The organism is Haloleucobacter ellipsoideus (assembly GCF_052491725.1).
On sequence record NZ_JBQWAR010000021.1, the window covers coordinates 328719 to 346176 of the forward strand.

The following is a 17458-nucleotide window of genomic DNA, read 5'->3' on the forward strand; positions in this document are numbered from 1 at the left end:
GGAGAAAACCATGAAACTTGCAACCGTTCGCATCAAGGCCGCGTCGCACGCTCAGGACAGGCCCGCAACATGGGGGCTCATTCAGGGTGAGACCTTTCATGATCTTGGCGCGGTATATGGTGCGCGCCTACCGGACCTGAAAAGCGTCATCACCCATGATGCCTTTTCTGAACTGGCCTCGCGTCTTCCGGATGCGCCGACCTGCCCGCTTGATGCTCTGGAGTGGCTGCCGGTTATTCCCAACCCGGACAAGATCATCTGTGTCGGTCTCAATTATGAGAACCATCGCAGGGAAACCGGGCGCGCGGAAGTGGAGCATCCCACCATCTTTGCCCGCTATGCCAACAGCCAGACCGGGCACCTCAAGCCCATTCTCCGGCCAAAAGTTTCAACGGCGCTGGATTATGAGGGGGAGCTGGCCGTCATCATCGGCAAGCCCGGCCGCTACATTTCCCGTAGCTCCGCCTTCAGCCATGTGGCCGGCTATGCCTGTTACAATGATGGCAGCGTGCGGGACTGGCAATGGCACACGCATCAGTTCACGCCGGGCAAGAACTTCCCCGAGACGGGCGCGTTCGGCCCCTGGATGGTGACGGCGGATGAAGTCGGCGACCTTTCGAACCTGCGTCTCCAGACCCGTCTGAACGGGGCGGTTGTTCAGGATGCCCGCTTCTCGGACATGATCTTCGATATTCCCCGGCAGATCGAGTACTGCTCGTCCTTCACCCGGCTGGAGGCCGGGGATGTGATCGCCAGCGGTACGCCGGGCGGTGTTGGCGCCAAGCGCCAGCCGCCGGTGTGGATGAAGCCGGGTGACACGGTGGAGGTGGAGATCGACCGGGTCGGTCTTCTGGTCAACACCATCCGCGACGAGTGAGCCGCGCCAGAAGCCTGAACAACAAGAACACATGGCCCAAGGGAGGAACGCTCATGGAAACGCCCCTTCATTATCCCGTCGTGGTCATTGGCAGTGGCCCGATCGGTCTCACCTTGACCAATCTGCTCGGCGTCCATGGTGTGCGCACCGCTATTGTCGAGCGCAATCTCACGACCGTGCAGGAGCCCCGTGCGGTTTCCATCGATGATGAGGCCCTGCGCATCCTGCAAAATGCCGGATGCGTGGAAGAGGCGCTGAAGCATGTGGTGGCCGGGTATGGTTCCATCTATTACGGGCCGAACCGGAAGCCATTCGCGAAGGTGGAGCCCACCGGCCAGCCTTATGGCTATCCCCGCCGCAACGCCTTCCGCCAGCCCATTCTGGAACAGCAGCTGCGCGAGGCGCTGGAGCGTTTCGCCCATGTCACCCCCCTTTATGGCTGGCAGTTTCTGGGCCACAGGCAGGATGAGGACCGCGTGATCCTTTCCGTGCGGGACCGGTCCGGCGCGGAAAAGACCATAAGCTGCGATTATCTGGTGGGCTGTGACGGGGCCTCAAGCCGGGTGCGGGAAGAGCTGGGGATCGAGCTTGCCGGCACCACCTTCGACGAGCGCTGGCTCATCATCGACCTTGAGAACAACCGCAACATCACCAAGCATACCGAGGTCTTCTGCGACCAGCACCGCCCCTGCATCACCCTGCCGGGACCGGACAATACAAGACGCTATGAGTTCAAGCTTCTGCGCGGGGAAACGGATGCCGACCTGCTGGCGCCGGAGATGATCCGCCGGCTGCTGGCAAGCCATGGCGCGGACCCGCAGGCCACCTTGCGCCGCAAGGTGGTCTATCGCTTCCATGCCCGCTCGGCTCCGGTCTGGTCCGTCGGGCGTGTGTTTCTGGCCGGAGATGCCGCCCATCTCACCCCGCCCTTTGCCGGGCAGGGGATGAATAGCGGCCTGCGGGATGCGCAGAATCTGGCGTGGAAACTCTCGGTGGTTCTCGGCGGTCTTCTGGGGCCGAAGCTTCTTGAAACCTATCAGGAGGAGCGCAAGGACCATCTGTGGCAGATGATCCAGCTCGCCCTGCGCATGGGCCGGGTGATGGCGCCGCGCAATGCCCTGCATGGGCTGGCCACGCGCGGCTTCTTCCATGCGCTGAACATCTGGCCGCGTGCGCGCGATTATGTGGCGCAGATGCGTTACAAGCCTTCGCCTTTTTTCGCCAGGGGGTTCCTTGTGGGGGGCGGCGCGCGTGGTCTGGTGGGGCGGCTTCTGCCACAGCCCCGGGTGGCAACGGCCGATGGCAGGCAGGTGCTGCTCGATGATCTGCTGGGGCCGGGCTTTTCGCTCATCGTGCGCACGCAGGACCCGGCAGGCGCATTCGGCAGGCTCGACCAGCCCATCTGGGATCGCCTGAAGGCCAGAAGGATCGCTGTGCTTCCGGCGCAAACCGGGGCCTTGCCCTCCACGCCATGCGATGACGTGATCACCGTGCGCGAATGCACATCACAACTCGCCGAGGCTCTGGCCCGTTTCCCCGATGTGGCGGTGCTCTTGAGGCCGGACCGTTATGTGGCGGCCCTCATTCCCATCGCCGATGCCGCTTCCGAAGTCCGCTGGATCGAGGCTCTCGCCGCTTCAAGCTGGTCTTCTCCTCCCCCGGGCAAATCCCTCCCGGAGGCAAACGCCGCAGGCAGGCCGCACGCACAAAGACAAGAAAGCCGTGTCGCCTGAGTCCAATCATGATGGAGGAAACGCCATGACCGCCAAAATGCGGGAAACGACAGTTGGTGACCTTGTTGATGACAGTCCGCTCAGCCGCTTCCAGGTCGGTGTCATCATCCTGTGCGGTTGCGTCGCCGTTCTGGATGGCTTCGACACGCAGTCGATCGGGTTTCTGGCCCCGGCCATTTCAGAGTCACTGAACCATCCGCTGCCAGGCTTCGCGCCGGTTTTCGTGGCCGGGCTGCTGGGGCTGATGACCGGCGCGGCCATTCTTGGCCCGCTGGCAGACAGGGTGGGGCGCAAATGGGTGGTCATCTGCGCCACATTCGGCTTTGGCGCCATGTCTTTTCTTTCTGCCTATGTCACCGGCTTTGAACAGCTCGTGTTCCTGCGCTTTCTCACCGGTATAGGTCTTGGGGGCGCATTGACCAATGTCGTGGCCCTGACGGCGGAATATGCGCCGCGCCGGCTTCAGGCCATTTTCGTTTCCCTGCTGTTTACGGGCATGCCGCTGGGGGCAGGGCTGGGCGGCCTTGTCGCGGCCGCGATGCTGCCCGTGTGGGGGTGGCAGTCCGTTTTTATCGTCGGTGGTATCCTGCCCATGGTTCTGGCCTGCATTCTGGTCTTCCGCCTGCCGGAATCCGCGCGCTTTCTTGTGGCCCGAAATGCGGACCAGACACAGGTCAAGGCCCTCGTCAGGCGCATGGTTCCGCATCTGAAGGGCCTTGAGGGCATACGCCTGATACCGGGCGCGCCAGCCCCCAGGGGCATGCCGCTGCGCCATCTGTTCACCGAAGGCCGGGCGGCGGGGACACTCCTGCTGTGGGTCTCCTATTTCATGAACCTGCTCATCATCTATTTCATTGTGAGCTGGCTGCCGGCTGTTCTCAGGCATGCGGGCATGGATATGTCCGCTGGCATTACGGCCATCTCGCTGTTCAGTGCCGGTGGTGTGGTTGGTTCCCTGCTGCAGGGCCTTGTGATGCGTGCCGTGGGTGCACGGCGTTGCCTGACCATTGAGTTCACCCTCGCCATGTTGCTCATCGGCTCCCTTGGGCTGCTGCCGCCCTCTCCAGAGCTGCTGTTCACCGTGTCTGTTCTGCTGGGCATTGTGGTGCAGGGCGCGCAGGCGGGCCTGAATGCACTCGTGGCCGAGTTCTATCCCACCGCCATCCGCTCCACCGGCGTGGGCTGGGCGCTGGCCGTCGGGCGTATCGGCTCGATCATCGGGCCGGTACTTGGCGGGCTGGTGCTTACCCTCGGCTGGTCTCTCCAGCAGATCTTCCTTGCGGGGGCGGTGCCGGCGCTGTGTGCGGGACTGGCGGTTGTTCTGGGTGGATTGCTGAAGCCTGCCAAGGTCTCCGAGGCTTCCGCCCCGACCAAGGCCTGCGAAACCGTGGCGCGATAAAACGCACCGCCGGGGCGACTGACACCCCGGCGGTCTTTCGCAAGATGCCGACCCATTGCCCATTCCAATCATGAACCGCGGCAACCGAAGCTGGACATGACCATGCGCACGCCTTTTCTTCTTGCAGCACTGGCCATCATGGCCCTGAACCTGCTGCAGTCCGGAACCGCCAATGCTGCCCCTGATGACAATCAAACGGTTGCCGATCTTGTGACCGCCAACCGCATACTGTTCGATCAGGGTGTTGTTGACGGCTTCGGCCATGTCAGTGTCCGCGATGTCGCTCGGCCGGGACACATGCTGATCTCACGCAGCATGGCGCCGGGCCTGGTGACCGGCGCCGACATTCTGCGGGTTGATATTGCGACCTGTGAACCCGTTGAAACCGGAAACAAAACCTATCTCGAACGGTTCATTCACTGCGAAATCTACAAAATGCGCGATGATGTGAATGCAGTCGTTCACAGTCATTCCCCGTCCGTCATTCCTTTCGGGCTGATCAATACACCTCTCAAGCCCGTGTATCACATGAGTGGTTTTCTGGGGGAGGGCGCGCCTGTATTCGAAATCCGCCAGTCAGCCGGACCGGAAACGGATATGCTGGTGCGAAACCCCGCTCTGGGGGCAGCTCTGGCCGGACAGCTTGGCGATAGGAGCGTTGTGCTCATGCGCGGGCATGGGTCGACAGTTGTTGGAAATTCGCTGCGGCAGGCGGTGTTTCATGCCGTCTATGCCGAGGTGAATGCGCGCCTGCAGGCCGATGCCATGAAACTTGGCGAGGTCATCTATCTGAATCCGGCAGAAGCGGCCAATGCGGCCAGAACCAATGACGGGCAGGCCGGCAGGGCGTGGGAGCTCTGGAAGCTCAGGGCCATGGGTTCGGGAGCCGGCAACTGAGAATGAAATGGCGCCATCCGACAGATGGCGCTGTTTCCGCCTTCTGTCGGGAAGGGCTGGCCAGGGCATGAGATGGTGCCCGGTTCTATCCCTCTGGTGCAGCCTGCGGCAGGTCGAGCAGGGTCTCGATATCGTGCAGCATGCTCTCCCAGTCGCCATGCTCGGATAATCCGAGCGCACGCATCTGGAAAGCGCCTTCAATGGCCAGAAAGGCCAGACGTGCACGGCGGCCTTCGGCGCTGCCCAGATCGAAACCGTTCAGAAATTCCCGATACCATTCCCGCGTTTCGATGAGGTTCTCCGGCTCCAGCGACAGGGTGATCATGACGCCGGCAATCTTGGCATCAATATCCTCTCCCGAGGCCCGCATGGCATCGAGATAGCGCCGGATCATGCCTGTGGCCGAGGGGGCTGCATCATCGCTGCCGATCATCGCGTCAAACCGGCTGGTCCAGCGCATGACCAGAGCCCGGATGAGCGCATCCTTGGAGGGGAAATTATATTGCACGCCGCCCTTGGAGATGCTTGCGGCTTTGGCCAGCGCATCAATGGTCAGCGCCTTTGTCCCCTTCTCCCGAACGATCCTTTCGGCAAGGTCCAGAAGTTTTTCCCGGTCGATCGTCGCCTTCTTGCCCATGATGCCTTCCCCCTGCGGGACGATCAGTAAATCAGCCGCCGCCCCCTTTCAATCCATACGTATGTATTTATATCTGGTGCGCTTCACTGCGAAGGTGCATCCATGCCCGCCCTGTCCCAACCCAATCGCTGGGTTCTGCTGGTCCTCGTCATGCTGGCCTATCTGCCGGTGGTGGTCGACATGACCATCCTGCATATCGCCATTCCGCCGCTGACCGTGGCGCTTGGGGCTTCGGGCAATGCGGTGTTGTGGATCATCGACATCTATCCCCTGCTGATGGCGGGGCTGCTGGTGCCGATGGGCACGCTGGCTGACCGGATCGGCAACCGCCGGCTTCTGCTCACCGGGCTCTGTATCTTTGGTGCGGCCTCGCTGATGGCCGCCTTTGCGCCAGATACGGCCTTTCTCATCTTCGGGCGGGCGATGCTGGCGCTTGGTGCCGCGATGATGATGCCCTGCACGCTGGGGCTCATCCGCCGGAATTTCATGGATCCGAAGGAACGCGCCATCGCTCTCGGGCTGTGGGGCGGGGTCAGTGCTGTCGGAGCAGCGGCAGGCCCCCTGGTCGGGGGTGTGTTGCTTGAACATTTCTGGTGGGGTTCGGTATTCCTGATCAATGTGCCGATCATACTGGTGGTGCTGCCACTGGCCTGGCGCATCCTTCCCAAGAGCGAGGAAAGAACGCCCGGGACATGGAGCATCGGTCAGGCGCTGATGCTGCTCGGCGGGATCATCGGCATTGTCTTCTCGATCAAATCGGGCTTTGGCGGAAAGCAGCCGGGCTGGCTCGTGGTGCTGACGCTTGCCGCCGGGCTGGCGATGCTCGGGGCCTTCATTCATGTGCAAAGAACCTCCAGCCGGCCGATGCTCGATTTGTCCCTTTTTTCGCACCCCGCAATCGTGGCAGGTCTGGCAATGGCGCTGGTGGCCTCGGGCGCTCTGGCCGGGGTTGAGCTGACACTGGCGCAGGAGCTGCAGTTCGTGCTCGGCAAATCCCCGCTGGAGGCTGGCCTCTTCATGCTGCCGCTCATGATCGCTGCAGCCGTGGGAGGGCCAATTGCGGGATATCTTGTCAATGCCTTCGGGCTGCGCACGGTCGCCAGCCTGGCCATGCTGGTGACCGCCTCAAGCCTCGCCTTTGTGGGGCAGAGTGATTTCCACGCCCCCGGCCTGTGGGTGCCAGCCTGTCTCGCGCTTCTGGGGCTCGCGCTCAGCATCGGCCTGACGGCTTCATCCATCGCCATCATGAACTCGGTCGAACCCGGGAAGGGTGGGGCGGCCGGGTCTCTGGAAGCGGTCGGCTATGAGCTGGGTGCCGGTCTTGGCATCACCAGTTTCGGCGTGTTCCTCTCATCGATCTATCGCGGTGCGATGGTTGTTCCACCCCAGCTTGATCCGGCACAAGCCGAACGTGCCGCACATTCGATTGGCGACACCTTCATCATTGCCCAGGACCTGCCCTCGGCGAGCGCAACGGCCTTGATCGAGGCGGGCAGGCATGCCTTCTCCTCGGCCCACGCTTCGCTTCTCTCGATTGCGGCGGCGATGATCGCCCTGCTCGCATTCGCCATCTTCCTTGCCCTGCGCGAACATCAGGGCCGCAGGGCACGCAGAGACTGAGACCTTCCGGGCAGAACTGTAGTTCCCCATCTTTTCCGCCTGCAGACGGATGAGAGGGGCGGATGGCTGTTCACTGAATGCGATGAAACGCGCAAGGCGAAATGGTGAGGACGGCGCGGATGAGTGCTTCACACCGTCGCCGCATCTGCGGCCCTGTCTCGCAAACTTGCGCGATCACCTGTGCCGTGGAGGGGTGGCTGTAATACCCGCAATATGCTCCTTCTGGTGGGGCGGCGGGTATGGATGCAAATGGCCAAGGCATCCCCGTAAAGCCGAATATTTTGGAATTCAAGGGCTTGGGAGGGAAGGTTCAGGCTGAGAAACCCTTCTGGCGGGCCGCGACCGATAGTGATGATCACTACGTTTACGCCATAGCCCTCTAGTAAGCCCCATTCTGCGTTCCGGTCAGACGGCCCAAGTGGCCGACAAAGCCTCCGCCTGACGGAGAACCGTCTGCACCGCGGCGTCTTGCAGGTCGGGCGGGTAGCCATGCTTCCGCAGGATTCGTTTCACTAATACTCGCATTCGTGCGCGAGCACTCTCGCGGTGCGACCAATCCACAGTGACGTTACCTTTGAGGCTTACGAGGAGTTCATGCGCAATTACTTTGAGAGAAGCATCGCCCATCAGTTCGGTGGCACTCTCGTTTTCAGCCAACGCGTCGTAGAAAGCGATCTCGTCTTGGGAGAGTCCTTGCTCATCGCCGCGCTGACGGGCAGCACGGACCTCTTTGGCTAACTCGATGAGCTCCTGTAATACCTCGACGGTGCTGATGGCGTTCGTATGATATCGGGCGATGGCTGCATCCAGCCGCTCAGAGAAGCGCTTGGTCTCGACGACGTTCGTCTTGCTCCGCGAGCGAATTTCGTCGTTCAGTAGTTTGCGTAGCGCCTCCAAGGCGAGATTCTTTTTTTCGAGTTGCTGAACTTCGGCCAGGAACTCGTCGGACAGGATCGATATATCAGGCGTCGTGATCCCGGCTGCGGCAAGAATATCGACAATCTCTGTCGAGACGACAGCGCGATCCAGAATCTGTTGGATTGCAAACTCCCGGTTGGTGGCGCTTGCTCCGGTGCCGTCGGCCGATTTGACGAGTGCGATACGTACCGCTTGGAAGAAGCCGACTTCGTCCCGGATATCCCGCGCCTCGTCGCTGGCGGAGGCTAAAGCAAACGCCTTGGACAGAGCAAGGACAGCGTCTTGGTAGCGCCGGTTCTCGCGCCGCTTTCCATCTTCGTTGGCTTCCCTAGCGGCAGCCTCATGCTGGCGATCGAGTACCCATTCGATAGCTTCGGCCAGAACAACCAAGCGCTCATGCGGCGAACCGTAAAAGCCACGTGCGTAGTCGAAGCCGTGGAACATTGCCTTCACGACTTCGTACTTTTCAATCAGAAGCGCGACCGCTTCCGCCTCGTCGATCCCAGCCTGACGCTGATCCGCCCCGGAGTACTGACTCAGGGCATTTTTAAGGTTTTGCGCGATTCCGATATAGTCGACCACCAAGCCCGCCGGCTTGTCCCGGAACACGCGATTCACTCGGGCAATGGCCTGCATCAGCCCGTGCCCCTTCATCGGCTTGTCGATGTACATGGTGTGCATCGAGGGCGCGTCGAAGCCTGTAAGCCACATATCCCGCACTATCACCAACTTGAGCGAGTCTTTGGGGTCCTTCGTGCGCTTTGCGAGAAGATCACGACGCGACTTGGTCCCAATGTGCGGCTGCCAAGCGTGAGGATCGGCGGCCGAGCCGGTCATTACCACCTTGACCGTGCCTAATGCGTCATCGTCGCTGTGCCAGTCGGGGCGGAGAGCAACGATTTGATCGTACAGCGCCACACAGATGCGGCGGCTCATGCAGACCACCATGGCCTTGCCCTCCATGGCCGCAACGCGTTCCTCGAAGTGCCTCACCAGATCGGCGGCGACCATTGCTAGCCGCTTCTCCGAACCAACCAGTGCCTCAACGGTCGCCCACTTTCGTTTGATGCGTTCCTGGTCGGTAGTGGCTTCGCCTTCGGTTAGCTCCTCAAGTTCAGCATCGATTTTCGGCTTCTCGTCGTCGGGTATCTCGATGCGAGCAAGTCGGCTCTCATAATAGATGGGTACCGTAGCGCCGTCTTCTACCGCTCGACTGATGTCGTAAACGTCGATGTATTCGCCGAACACCGCTGGTGTATTAACATCATCCTTTTCGATTGGAGTTCCGGTGAAGCCGATGAAGGACGCATTTGGCAGAGCGTCGCGCAGATACTTCGCGAAGCCATAGGCGATTTCGCCCGTCTTCTGCTCGATCCTTGCGCGGAAGCCATATTGACTTCGATGCGCTTCGTCCGCGATCACGACGATGTTCCGGCGATCCGACAACATCGGATAGATCGTCTCGCCGGTTGCTGGCGAGAACTTCTGAATGGTTGTGAAGATCACACCGCCCGAGGCACGGCTGAGCGCCGCTTGCAGATCATCCCGGCTGTCGGCCTGGATAGGGGTTTGCCTGATCAGATCGCGACACATAGAAAACGTGCCGAAAAGTTGGTCATCCAGATCGTTGCGGTCGGTGATGACAACGATAGTCGGGTTCTCAAGCTCAGGCCGCCGCACGAGTTGCCCGGCATAGAACGCCATCAAAAGGCTCTTGCCCGAACCCTGCGTGTGCCAGATCACCCCGACCTTTCGGTCGCCCTGTGGCGCCGATGCTTCAACGGTCTTGTCAATGGCGTGCCGCACGGCGTGGAACTGGTGATAGCCGGCAATGATCTTCGCAAGACCTGAACCAGTCTCGCCGAATACCGTGAAATCGTGCAGCAGATCGAGTAGACGGCGGCGATCAAAAATTCCTTCGATCAGAACATTGAGTTCCGGCTGGCCTTTCGCGGCAATGACTTTCCCGTCCGTGGTGCGCCAAGGCATGAAGCGTTCTTGATCGGCGGTCAGCGACCCAACGCGCGCGGTGAGGCCATCCGAGGTGACAAGGACGGCGTTCGTCCGGAAGAGTGACGGGATTTGCGTCTTGTACGTCTGAAGCTGGTTGTGCGCGCCCGCAAGCGTGGCATTTTCGCCACCGGGCGCCTTGAGTTCAATTACGCCAAGCGGCAGGCCATTGATGAAGACGACTATATCTGGGCGCCGATTGATGCTGCCCTCAATCACAGTGAACTGCCCCGTCGCCAGCCAGTCGTTCGCGCCGGGATCGTCGAAATCGATCAGGCGAACCTTGTCGCCGCGGATCGTGCCGTCCTCGGTATAAAATTCGACATCCACACCCTCGATCATCAGCTTGTGCAAGCGGCGGTTCTCTTCGACGAGCGACGGCTTCTCGGTTGCCAAAATCTTGCGCAGGGCATCACCGCGCGCCTCTGCCGGGATCGCAGGGTTGAGCTTTTCAATGGCCGCCGTCAGGCGCTGGACGAGCATGACATCGGCATAGGCTTCCCGCTCGGGCGCCTTTCCGTCCGGGCCAATCTCGGCGTCAGTGGTAACCGCGTAGCCAAGGTTGGTGAGTTGGTCGAGTACCACCTGTTCAATCGCGGCTTCGGAAAGATAGGCCATTAGACAACCTCCGCGTCTCGAAGCGCAGCCGCCTTGGCTTCACGACACGCATTAAGCACAAGTTTGTAAGCTTCGCGGTCCACGCCAAAGAGCAGGCGAGACGTTTCTATCGACAATGGCACTTCATCGCCGCCGGGAAGAAGCACGACGACAGCAAGGAGACCATCGTCTTCCCCTTCGCTGCGAATTGCAGCGTACTCATCAATCAAAGAGTTCGCTGTCTGAAATCGCTCGTAAGGCTCAAGCGTACGGATGGGGTCGGGTTCACGTTCGAGGTAGGCCTCGTGAAGGAACGTGATGATCGCATCGGCAGCCAGCATCGCTGAGCGGCGGTGATGCACAGAAAGCTTTGCAATAAAGCCATCCTTACCATGGCTCACAGTTCCGGCCTCGTTGCGCAGAACTCGGAGAGTTTCGGTCAGCTTATTGTGCTGTTTGATGAGATCAGAAAAGGCGCGGTGCCGAACAGTTCCAAGATCAAGCAGCCGCGTGGCAAGACCGACAAGGTGCCCGAGGGGCGTATCGGTCGCCTCCGGCTTCTGCGGGCTAAGCGGATTGTCGAGTTCATCGATCAGCACCCGGCAAGCGCATTCGACCAGTCCTTTCGCCGCATCAATGCAGGCGTCGTTCTCGTCGGCGAACTCCCGCTCAAGCGTCTCGAACGTCTGTTGCAGCATCGGCGCATGACGCCAGTGAGCGCAGAACGCTTTGATCCCGGGATACCAGTCGGCTGACATCGCGGCCGCCTCCCTACGCTACAAGCCGTTCGCGGAACTGATCGCGCTGGCTCCAGGCAACGGGTGTAATCCCATAATTTCGAAGCGCGTCGGTCACGTTGCCCGCGATGGTCTTTTCATTGTCGTTGAGGAAGGCGAAGGGTTCGGAGCTTTCTGGCCGGCTGTCCTTTGTGTCAATCCACGCCATAATCAGATTCTGCGCCGTGCTACGGCTCGGATTGTTGATCGCGCGGATGATCCGCTCAGAGGCGATCTTCGACTTCGGGATCACGAAGTCGAACATGTGATCGAAGCCGCTCTTGCCCGAGAACTTCACTCGCGGTGTGTATCGGATATCGACATTTTCGAGCCATGCCGCCACATCCTCGAAGAACAGGGCTTCGATAGTCGAAGAGGCCAGAAAGAACATGTCGTGCACCGACAGGATCGCCTGGATCAGGTTGTGTTTGCGCAGTGCGAAATTGTCGCTAGTCGCCGTGACCTGCAACTCGGTAGCTTGCTGTTCGATACCGAAGCCATTGAGGATCGTTCGGAGAATCGCTTGCCGCTTCGGGCTGTCCATCAGGCATCCCGACTGCTCAAGATCGAGCAATGTCTCGCCGCCATCGGTCAACACGAAGCCCTTGTCGGTCTTACGGGCATAAATCTGGAGGTAGTCGTTGTGTCGGTCCAGATATGGCGTCGTGATCTCGGTCCAGTCCTTCAATTGCTTGATTGCGGTCTTGTCTCGCAGCCAGCGCCAATACCCATCGATCAGAAGGTCGATTTCGCTCATGTGAACAGCCCCCGATCAAATTCGGGCGGGCGGGTGACGTTGCAGAACCGCATGAAATCGACGAGCGTCTGCCAGTGGTCCGTCGGCTGCGTGAAAACTTCGGGCGAGATCGGGAATGCCCAGCGATCTCCATACCCCTCGCGATAGAGGTGAACATGCGGACAGGCGATCTCTTCATCGTCAGGGTTACGATGTGGCGGGCCGCCAAAATCTATCCGCGCCAGCACCATCGTTGTTCGTGCGCGATTCTGAACCTTACCCTTCGCGAGATTGATCCGTCCCCGGCTGATATCGAGGTGGAAGGATTCGTCGCCACCGGCCGAGACAAGTGGCACGACGATGCCGCCCCCCGTGTCAGGCAAGCTCCAGCGCCGCTCATCGGCGCGGTGCTTTTCCATCGCGAAAAGGGCGTCGGCTTCCGCCTGGTTGAGCCAAACCGTCATGTGGCCTCCCCGACGAGTTTCTCGGCATCCCTGACGCGAACCTCGCCCGACATAAGTTTGGGTAAGAGGAAATCACGGGTTGCTGCGAGGGTGCGAGCCTCCAAGTCGTTGGCGATCTGCCGTTCGAATAGAGGGCCTATGATCTCGTCGGCAGCCTTCATGACGGCCGGTGTACCGATGAACGTAACGGCTTGGGTGAGGTGGTGCCGCTGAATATGGCCCATCGTCGTTGCCTTGGACGCAGCCGTGGCTTGGAACGATGGCATATGTTCCGCGATCCAGTGGAAGAAGAACCACTTCGGGAAATGCTTGGAAGTCACCTTGAAAAGGTGCTGGTTCAACGCACCCTGGCCAGCGGTCCAAATCCGCTGAAGCAAACTTCCGGACCACGAGAAAAGAACGTCGCCATTCTCGACAATATAATCAATGGGAATTTCGGTCGAGGCAAGGTCTGCCGATGCCACATTACCCGAACGAAGCTGAGCAATCTTGACCACTGGTAGGGAGGCGCCGCCATTTGCCGGGTATTTTTGAAGGGCGAGCCCATTGAGGAAATCGGCGACTTGATCGAGCGGCTTCATACTCCACCCCTCCGGCTTGCCTTCGTCGTCGAGGCATTCGGGGAAGAGCGACCACATCTCCCCCGCGAGGTAGGGCGCGCGGCCTTCCATCTTGGCGCGGGTCGGGCCGAAATCGACGAACCAGTCCTTGAAAATCGCCCGCGCCATCGCCTCCAGCGTCTCGTTCATCCGTCGATTCAACTCGATCTTCTCAACAAGCGCCATGTGAACGCTGCCGATAAATTCCTGGATGGGGCGGTCGGGAACAGGAACTAGAAGCTTGTTGAAGTCACCCTTTTTGAAATGAGGGATCATGGTTCCAACGTGCATACGATCGATTGAATCTTGAATCAGCGGGGATCGTAGTGCTGCGAACAGGTACTGTGGATCAATCTTCTCGCGGTCTGCGCGAACAGCGACCATGTCTTGTGCAATACAAAAATCGACAGGATTAGGGACCAAAGCACAGCGACCGGGCGCACCTTTTAGGACAAATATGATGTCGCCCGGTTTTGGATGTGCCCTAAACCAATTGGCGTAAGTGTCCTGATCAACATAACGAACATTCTCCCTGGTCGGATATAAATGCTCATTGGATATGCAATTTGTAGCTATTAAAGGGAGACCGGTACTCGCGGTTGGACAAGTCCGACCCCGGTTGTCTACAACGAATGACAAGAGTTCATCAAATGGACGGGCGGCGGTTACCATCAAAGCCTCGCAAGAAGTGCGCGAAGCGCCTTCGATGACTCGTCGCTGGCCCGAAAGTGATCATCAAGCTTCTGTTTGAGTGCTCCGAAACGCTCCTCAAACGGCGTATCGTCAGCCTCAATATCCTCAGAGCCAACGTAGCGACCGGGGTTCAGGACGTAGCCGTGTCCTTTGATCTCGTCCAAGCTCGCTGACTTACAGAAACCGGGCACGTCCGCGTAGGCACCTGCTTCGCCCTCTCCGCGCCAAGCGTGATAGGCACGGGTGATCCTTTCGATATCGGCGTCGGAGAACTCCTTACGCGTGCGATCTACCATGTGGCCGAGCTTACGCGCGTCGATGAACAGAATTTCTTTGCGCCGGTCGCGCAGCTTTTCACTCTTGACCAGACCGTTGGATCGATCCCTGGCGAGGAACCAAAGGCAGACCGGGATCTGCGTCGAATAGAAAAGCTGGCCTGGCAACGCGACCATGCAATCAACCACGCCCGGCGCACCGTTGACTCCCTCGATCAGCGCCTGCCGGATCGCACCCTCGCTGTTCTGCGTGGATGACATCGAGCCGTTCGCCAGCACAACGCCCGCCACGCCCGAAGGAGAAAGATGGTGCACGATATGCTGCACCCAGGCGAAGTTGGCGTTGCCGGCAGGCGGTATGCCGTATTTCCAGCGCACATCCTCGCGTAGACGATCGCCGCCCCAATCGGAAATGTTGAAAGGCGGATTGGCAAGGATGAAATCGGCCTTGAGGTCGCGCAACTCATCCTTGTGGAAGCTGCCCTCACTGTTCCACTTGATGTCCGCGTCGATGCCACGCACGGCGAGGTTCATCTTGCAGAGGCGCCAAGTCGTGTAGTTCGACTCCTGTCCATAGACGGCGATGTCGCCGATGCGTCCGCCGTGCAGTTCGACGAATTTCTCCGACTGCACGAACATGCCACCGGAGCCGCAGCACGGATCATAGACGCGGCCCTTATAGGGCTCGATCATCTCGACCATGACCCGCACGACCGAGCGCGGCGTATAGAACTCGCCGCCACGCTTACCTTCCGATCCAGCGAACTGGCCGAGGAAATATTCATAGACGCGGCCGAGCACATCGCGCGCTTCGATCCTCTGTTGTCCAAGTGCAATGCCAGAGATGAGATCAATCAGTTCGCCGAGCATCACCGCGTTGAGCGCGGGCCGGGCGTAGTCCTTCGGCAGCACGCCCTTAAGATTCTCATTATCCTTCTCGATGGCGATCATCGCCTCGTCGATCATCTTGCCGATCGAGGGCTGTTTGGCGTTTGCCTGGAGATGGGACCAGCGCGCCGAGGGCGGCACCCAGAACACGGTATCGGCGGCGTATTCGTCGCGATCCTCAGGGTCGGCCCCGGCTTCAGCCAGAAGCGCGGACCGCTTCGTCTCGAACGAGTCCGAGATGTGCTTGAGGAAGATCAGCCCGAGCGCGACGTGCTTGTAATCCGAAGGCTCCATGTTGCCGCGCAGCTTGTCGGCTGCCTTGAAAAGTTCGGCCTCGAAACCGAGGTCGCCGTTCCTGCCTTTTCCATTCGCCCGCTCCGGCGCTGCCGACGCTTGAGACGCAGCGAGCGGCTTCTTCTGCACGGCTGCAACCTTTTCGGTACCGGCCAGCGACACCGACCCGCCGCGCCCACGACCCGGCGCCACGGCGCCCTCAGAGATGAGTTCCTCCTTGACGGCGTCATAGTTGGCGTCGGTCCAGCCCAGCGTCTCGCGCAGCCGGCCGTTGCCAGCAGAGCCGCCTAGCTCAGTAAGAACGGCAATGAACTTGTCTCGCAACGCCTGCCTGGTCACTTCCTGCCCCCTTCGACTTTGGTTGGTAGCTTACCGCCATCTTGCGTTTCGCCAGACGTTTGCCCAGTGGACAGCCGCTCATATTCCTCCACGGATACGACCACCACGACACCGCGTCCGTGCTTCTCGATCAGCACCGGTTCAGCACGCGCGGTGTCGATCATGAGCCCGAAGCCGTTTTTCGCTTCGCGCGCCGACATGGTTTTCATGGCCTGAGTCCCGCCCATCCCCAATTCGGCTATTTAGGTTAAAATAGCTCTTTTGGGCAAGTGCAAATCACGCTTTTTGCTGGCCAGGAAACTAGTGCGGCACATCCGCCTGTGTTCACCTTGGCACCGCACGATCCGGCTGCGACTGCACTCTGTCGTTCGTGTCAGTCGGACGCTCCATCTCGAACGCCATCTCTCCCAGCTTCGTCCAGACGCCTCGCGCATGTTCTGGTTGGCGATCCGCAGCAGCTTCAATCCATCGAAGCCGGTGCGGCGTTTCGGTCTATCCATGAGCGTCATGGCGGCGTCGAAATCCACGAGGTCCGCCGCCAGCGCGAGGACTGGCAGCGGGGCGCCACCCGCGATCTGTCGACCGGCAGAACCGGCGCGGCGATCCAAGCTTATGACGCGCACGACATGGTGCATTTCGCCGAAACGCGGGAGCAGGCCCGCGACGATCTGATCGACCGCTGGGATCGGGACCGGCAGGCAGAACCGGACAGCAGCCGCATCATCCTCACCCACACCAATGCAGAGGTGCGCGAACTCAACGAAGCTGCCCGCGACAGGATGCGGGAGGCTGGCGATCTGGGCGAGGACATGCACATGACGGTCGAGCGCGGAGAACGCAGCTTCGCCGCCGGGGATCGCGTTATGTTCCTGCAAAACGAGCGCGGGCTTGGCGTGAAGAATGGCACCCTCGGCACGATTGAGGAAGTCAGTGCGCAGAGCATGACGGTGCGCACCGATGACGGGCGCGGGGTGAGCTTCGATTTGAAGGACTACAACCGGATCGACCACGGCTATGCTGCGACCATTCACAAGGCGCAGGGCATGACGGTGGACCGGACGCATGTGTTGGCAACGCCCGGCATGGACGCCCACGGCAGCTATGTTGCCCTGTCACGTCACCGCGACGGCATGGACCTGCATTATGGCCGCGACGACTTCGCCAGTCAGGATCGTCTTGCCCGCACCCTGTCGCGCGACCGCGCCAAGGACATGGCGACGGATTACGACCCGGCGCAGGACTATGCCGAGCGGCGCGGCATCACCTTCCGCGCCCGTGTCGCCCAGATCATGCGAAGGCTGATGCCGGAGCGCGTGCGCGATGCCGTCGATGACATGCTCGACAGATTGCGCGCGCCGGGCGACGGCGTGCCTGGCCCCGAGGCCGGAACTGGCCGGGAAACCGAGATGCGCCAAAATCCCGAACTGCGCGCCGACCGCTTCGTAGAGCGGTTCCGGGACCACAAGCAGACCGGCGACCGCCAGTATGCGGCAGGCAACTATTCTGGCTACAAGGCCGCCCGCACCGAGATGGGCAACATGGCAAAAAGCCTTGAGCGCGATCCTCAGATGGAATCCCTGCTCGAAGGTCGCAAGAAGCAACTCGGCATCGACATGGATTTCGACTCAGGCATGAGGCTGGGGCGGCAACTTTCCCTCAGTCATGGCCTTGGCAGAGGCCGGGGCATCGGATTGTAGAGCGAAGAA

Annotated in this window: 13 protein-coding genes and 1 pseudogene; 6 read left to right on the forward strand and 8 right to left on the reverse strand. The window is 60.4% G+C overall.

The window, feature by feature from the left end:
• Window positions 1–10 precede the first annotated feature (10 nt).
• The 4 genes from ACT6QG_RS15935 (at window position 11) to ACT6QG_RS15950 (ending at window position 4906) form a co-directional block, all read left to right on the forward strand.
• Entirely contained in the window at window positions 11–877 is an 867-nt protein-coding gene (locus tag ACT6QG_RS15935) for a fumarylacetoacetate hydrolase family protein (RefSeq protein ID WP_444978571.1), read from the forward strand.
• Window positions 878–930: 53 nt separating this feature from the next.
• Window positions 931–2610 (forward strand): bifunctional 3-(3-hydroxy-phenyl)propionate/3-hydroxycinnamic acid hydroxylase, encoded by a 1680-nt coding sequence (locus ACT6QG_RS15940; RefSeq protein ID WP_444978572.1) that lies wholly within the window; start codon window positions 931–933, stop codon window positions 2608–2610.
• Window positions 2611–2635: 25 nt separating this feature from the next.
• Window positions 2636–4009, forward strand: coding sequence for an MFS transporter (locus tag ACT6QG_RS15945; RefSeq protein WP_444978573.1), 1374 nt, complete (start codon window positions 2636–2638; stop codon window positions 4007–4009).
• Between the two features lie 138 nt (window positions 4010–4147).
• Window positions 4148–4906 carry a class II aldolase/adducin family protein gene (locus ACT6QG_RS15950; RefSeq protein ID WP_444978574.1) on the forward strand — a complete coding sequence of 253 codons (759 nt, stop codon included), beginning with the start codon at window positions 4148–4150 and terminating at the stop codon, window positions 4904–4906.
• 85 nt (window positions 4907–4991) lie between these two features.
• Here the strand turns inward: ACT6QG_RS15950 and ACT6QG_RS15955 are convergent, their stop codons facing one another.
• Window positions 4992–5543 (reverse strand): TetR/AcrR family transcriptional regulator, encoded by a 552-nt coding sequence (locus tag ACT6QG_RS15955; RefSeq protein WP_444978575.1) that lies wholly within the window; start codon window positions 5541–5543, stop codon window positions 4992–4994.
• A gap of 102 nt (window positions 5544–5645) precedes the next feature.
• On the opposite strand from ACT6QG_RS15955, the gene ACT6QG_RS15960 reads away from it, so the two are divergent.
• On the forward strand, window positions 5646–7163 hold the full coding sequence (locus tag ACT6QG_RS15960; RefSeq protein ID WP_444978576.1) for an MFS transporter: 1518 nt from the start codon (window positions 5646–5648) through the stop codon (window positions 7161–7163).
• Window positions 7164–7568: 405 nt separating this feature from the next.
• On the opposite strand, the gene ACT6QG_RS15965 is transcribed toward ACT6QG_RS15960, so the two are convergent.
• From ACT6QG_RS15965 to ACT6QG_RS15995, 7 genes are read right to left on the reverse strand one after another with little or no spacing between them, the layout of a single operon-like run.
• Entirely contained in the window at window positions 7569–10709 is a 3141-nt protein-coding gene (locus ACT6QG_RS15965; RefSeq protein ID WP_444978577.1) for a type I restriction endonuclease subunit R, read from the reverse strand.
• Window positions 10709–11446 carry an abortive infection family protein gene (locus ACT6QG_RS15970; protein WP_444978578.1) on the reverse strand — a complete coding sequence of 246 codons (738 nt, stop codon included), beginning with the start codon at window positions 11444–11446 and terminating at the stop codon, window positions 10709–10711. Before ACT6QG_RS15970 ends, ACT6QG_RS15965 begins: the two co-directional genes overlap by 1 nt.
• A gap of 13 nt (window positions 11447–11459) precedes the next feature.
• A complete protein-coding gene (locus ACT6QG_RS15975; protein ID WP_444978579.1) occupies window positions 11460–12221 on the reverse strand; it encodes a DUF1829 domain-containing protein in 762 nt (253 codons plus the stop codon).
• Window positions 12218–12664, reverse strand: coding sequence for a DUF6978 family protein (locus ACT6QG_RS15980; RefSeq protein WP_444978580.1), 447 nt, complete (start codon window positions 12662–12664; stop codon window positions 12218–12220). The genes ACT6QG_RS15975 and ACT6QG_RS15980 overlap by 4 nt, the downstream gene beginning before the upstream one ends.
• Complete coding sequence (locus tag ACT6QG_RS15985; RefSeq protein WP_444978581.1) at window positions 12661–13935, reverse strand: restriction endonuclease subunit S; 1275 nt, start codon at window positions 13933–13935, stop codon at window positions 12661–12663. The genes ACT6QG_RS15980 and ACT6QG_RS15985 overlap by 4 nt, the downstream gene beginning before the upstream one ends.
• The gene (locus tag ACT6QG_RS15990; protein ID WP_444978582.1) at window positions 13935–15752 is read right to left on the reverse strand and encodes a class I SAM-dependent DNA methyltransferase; all 1818 of its coding nucleotides are present in this window, start codon (window positions 15750–15752) and stop codon (window positions 13935–13937) included. Before ACT6QG_RS15990 ends, ACT6QG_RS15985 begins: the two co-directional genes overlap by 1 nt.
• Window positions 15749–15961, reverse strand: coding sequence for a type II toxin-antitoxin system Phd/YefM family antitoxin (locus tag ACT6QG_RS15995; RefSeq protein WP_444978583.1), 213 nt, complete (start codon window positions 15959–15961; stop codon window positions 15749–15751). The genes ACT6QG_RS15990 and ACT6QG_RS15995 overlap by 4 nt, the downstream gene beginning before the upstream one ends.
• 225 nt (window positions 15962–16186) lie before the next feature.
• On the opposite strand from ACT6QG_RS15995, the pseudogene ACT6QG_RS16000 reads away from it, so the two are divergent.
• Window positions 16187–17449 (forward strand): annotated as a pseudogene (locus ACT6QG_RS16000) (AAA family ATPase); the annotation flags it as partial.
• Window positions 17450–17458: the final 9 nt, after the last annotated feature.

Coding starts and splice junctions, on each gene's coding strand:
- ACT6QG_RS15955 (WP_444978575.1), bottom strand. CDS start 5,543: ATGGGCAAGAAGGCGACGATCGACCGGGAAAAACTTCTGGACCTTGCC.
- ACT6QG_RS15950 (WP_444978574.1), top strand. CDS start 4,148: ATGGCCCTGAACCTGCTGCAGTCCGGAACCGCCAATGCTGCCCCTGAT.
- ACT6QG_RS15940 (WP_444978572.1), top strand. CDS start 931: ATGGAAACGCCCCTTCATTATCCCGTCGTGGTCATTGGCAGTGGCCCG.
- ACT6QG_RS15980 (WP_444978580.1), bottom strand. CDS start 12,664: ATGACGGTTTGGCTCAACCAGGCGGAAGCCGACGCCCTTTTCGCGATG.
- ACT6QG_RS15995 (WP_444978583.1), bottom strand. CDS start 15,961: ATGAAAACCATGTCGGCGCGCGAAGCGAAAAACGGCTTCGGGCTCATG.
- ACT6QG_RS15970 (WP_444978578.1), bottom strand. CDS start 11,446: ATGTCAGCCGACTGGTATCCCGGGATCAAAGCGTTCTGCGCTCACTGG.
- ACT6QG_RS15985 (WP_444978581.1), bottom strand. CDS start 13,935: ATGGTAACCGCCGCCCGTCCATTTGATGAACTCTTGTCATTCGTTGTA.
- ACT6QG_RS15975 (WP_444978579.1), bottom strand. CDS start 12,221: ATGAGCGAAATCGACCTTCTGATCGATGGGTATTGGCGCTGGCTGCGA.
- ACT6QG_RS15945 (WP_444978573.1), top strand. CDS start 2,636: ATGACCGCCAAAATGCGGGAAACGACAGTTGGTGACCTTGTTGATGAC.
- ACT6QG_RS15960 (WP_444978576.1), top strand. CDS start 5,646: ATGCCCGCCCTGTCCCAACCCAATCGCTGGGTTCTGCTGGTCCTCGTC.
- ACT6QG_RS15935 (WP_444978571.1), top strand. CDS start 11: ATGAAACTTGCAACCGTTCGCATCAAGGCCGCGTCGCACGCTCAGGAC.
- ACT6QG_RS15965 (WP_444978577.1), bottom strand. CDS start 10,709: ATGGCCTATCTTTCCGAAGCCGCGATTGAACAGGTGGTACTCGACCAA.